Genomic DNA, 2,581 nt, shown 5'->3' with positions numbered 1-2,581 from the left:
AAGTTGAGCATCGGGCTGGGCCAGATGGCCTGGATGATGCTGGCGATGACCACGCCGATGAGGCCCATGAAGAGGAAGGTGGCCATGCCACTCAGGTTCTTCTTGGTGACCATCCCGAAGACGGTCATCGCTCCGAAGGTGCCCGCGGTCAGCAGGAACGCGTTGGCGAGAGAGCCCCGCGTGTACACGTAGAAGAGCACCGAGAAGGTGAGCCCGGTGAGCACCGAGTAGGCGAGGAAGAGGAGCGAGGCCACCGCGCCGGAGAGGCGGGTCGCCAGCGCCGACAGGGCGACCACCAGGCCGAGCTGCGCGAAGAACATCGGCCAGCGCCACTGGGCGATCTGCATCACGAACTGCGGGTTGGCGGCGGTGAGGAGCGCCACCACGCCGGTGACGGAGAGCCCGGCGAACATCCAGCCATACACGCGCGACATGAAGGCGCGCTGCGACTCCTGCACGAGGACGTCACTGACGTCGGCGCGAGCCGCCTGCCAACCGGGAGTTTCCCAAGCCATGGATTCCTGTTTCCTTTCGTTGCGTCATGCGGCCATTCCCACCCGCCGCGGTCTTTATAATAACGCGCCTCCAACCCGCGTGCCGGACATCCCTTCCCGGATGTCCGGTGGCGGCGTCTAGAGGGCCTTCCAGGCCATCAGCAGCTTCTGGGCGACCTCGGTGGTGATGAGGGGCAGCACGCCGCCTCCTCCCACGATGTTGACGATCTCCGACGTCGAGCCCCGGCACACGCCCCCCCAGGCCGGCTGCTTCGCCAGTCCCACCGAGGCATACGCGGAGTAGTCCACGTGGAGCGGCAGGGACGTCAGGCCGCTCTCCTCGCACAGCAGGTGCTCCTCGGGGGTGGTCTCCACCACCTCCTGCACCACGAAGCCGCCGCCGGCCGGGTCGGTGGCGGCCCGCTCGCACAGCTCCGCCCAGGTGGGCACGGTGCCGTAGGCGGCGCGCGCCCGCTCCTCGAACGCTGGAGTGCCCACCGAGCGACCGAGATAGACCGCCCGGCCGCCGTAGTCCCACGCCCGCTTGAGGACGAAGCGCTTCGGCTCCGAAATCACGCGCGCCACCAGGTCGTCCACCTGCGCGCCGTCCGGGCCCACCCCGGGGCCGTGCCGGAAGGGCCGCGTCCAGGGCACCGAGGCGCGGATCGCCTCCAGCTCCTCGGGGGACAGCCCGGCGGCCTCCGCGAGCGCGGGCTCCACCAGCGCCTGGGAGAGCAGGGCGAAGGTGCTCTTCACCTCCACGGGTGAGACCGGCGGGTTGAGCAGCACCGCCTTGCGGCCCGGCACCGTGCCGAAGAAGTCCTGTACCCACGGCGCGGGCGTCTCCTCCAGCCGACGCACGAAGAGGTGCCGGTACACCAGGTCATAGCGCTTGCCGCGCGCCTCGAAGTATTCGTCGCCGGAGACCTCGTCCGGGTGGACGACGTCCGCGTCCGCGCCGAACTCGCGGAAGCGCTCGCACAGGTAGCGCTGCTCGGTGATTTGAGCGTCGTTGCGGCGGCAGAGCAGGGCGATGGTGTCCGGCATCTTCCCATCGCGCTCGGCCGCGTAGCCGTCCAGCAGGGAGCGGTAGAGGGCCAGCGCGTTGCTGCCGTTGGCGGAGATGACGGCGTAGAGCGCCTTCTCGGGGTAGCGGAAGTGCCGGGCCACCACCTCGATGAAGGTGCGGGCCGCGATGTCCGAGTAGCCCTGCATGGCCGGGATGGTGGCGTTGACCTCCAGGGCGCGCGGCCCGGTGGAGTCCACGAAGTAGTCCACCCGCGTGGTGGCCAGGCGCGACACGCTGGCGAAGGTGCGCTCGGTGAGCTCGCGCTCCAGCGGGGAGAGGCCGCCGAGAATCAGCTCGCGCTGCGCTCCGGCGAGCGCCGCGCGCGTCATCTTCACGGTGGCCGAGGCCAGCAGCGCCGAGAGGGTGGCGCGTCGGCGGATCTCCGCGGCGTCGAGGATGACAGGGGTGGCGGTGACGGGGATGGGCCGGGTGGAGCCGTCCTTCTGGGTGACGGCCAGGCCTCGCGCGTACGCGGTGCGCGCCAGCTCGGGCCCGAAGTGGACCGCCTGACGCCGCAGGACTTCCAGGAGTTCTTGCACGGGTAATCCTTCTCTCTGGGGCCCTTCCTACTCCGGCCAATGGCGTCCGGGGAGTGTCTTCGACATGCCAGGAGGGGGGTTGCAGCGCTTCTCCTGGGGGCAGCCGGGCGCTCAGGGGCTACCCGGGTGGCTTGATTCGGCGATGATGGCCGGACTTCCGAGGTTCCCCACATAGGGAGGCAGCACGTCATGGGCGACATGGTCACCGGCGGGCAGCTCGTCGCGCGGATGCTGAAGAAGGAAGGCGTCCGGCACATCTTCACCCTCTCGGGGCTGCACGTGGCCCCCATCTACGCGGGCTGCGTGGAGGAGGGCATCCAGGTTATCGACACGCGCCACGAGCAGGCGGCCGCCCACGCGGCGGATGCCTATGCGCGGGTGACTCGCGGGGTGGGCGTGGCGGTGGTGACGGCCGGCCCCGGCGTGACGGACGCGCTCACCGGTGTGGCCAACGCCCACGCGGCCAGCTCGCCCATGAT

Annotated in this window: 3 protein-coding genes; 1 reads left to right on the top strand and 2 read right to left on the bottom strand. The window is 70.1% G+C overall.

Going from position 1 to position 2,581, the window contains the following annotated elements:
• Window positions 1-515: Bax inhibitor-1/YccA family protein (locus VF697_RS25505; protein WP_331099319.1), on the bottom strand; the 515-nt coding region annotated here is incomplete at its 3' end.
• Window positions 516-632: 117 nt separating this feature from the next.
• Window positions 633-2,102, bottom strand: a complete 1,470-nt coding sequence (locus tag VF697_RS25500; protein WP_331099318.1) for a hypothetical protein — start codon at window positions 2,100-2,102, stop codon at window positions 633-635.
• A gap of 189 nt (window positions 2,103-2,291) precedes the next feature.
• On the opposite strand from VF697_RS25500, the gene VF697_RS25495 reads away from it, so the two are divergent.
• On the top strand, window positions 2,292-2,581 hold a 290-nt coding region (locus tag VF697_RS25495; RefSeq protein WP_331099317.1), incomplete at its 3' end, for a thiamine pyrophosphate-binding protein.

It is taken from the genome of Archangium sp., from assembly GCF_036388035.1.
Lineage (GTDB): Bacteria > Myxococcota > Myxococcia > Myxococcales > Myxococcaceae > Archangium.
This window is presented reverse-complemented; position numbering and strand designations above follow the sequence as displayed.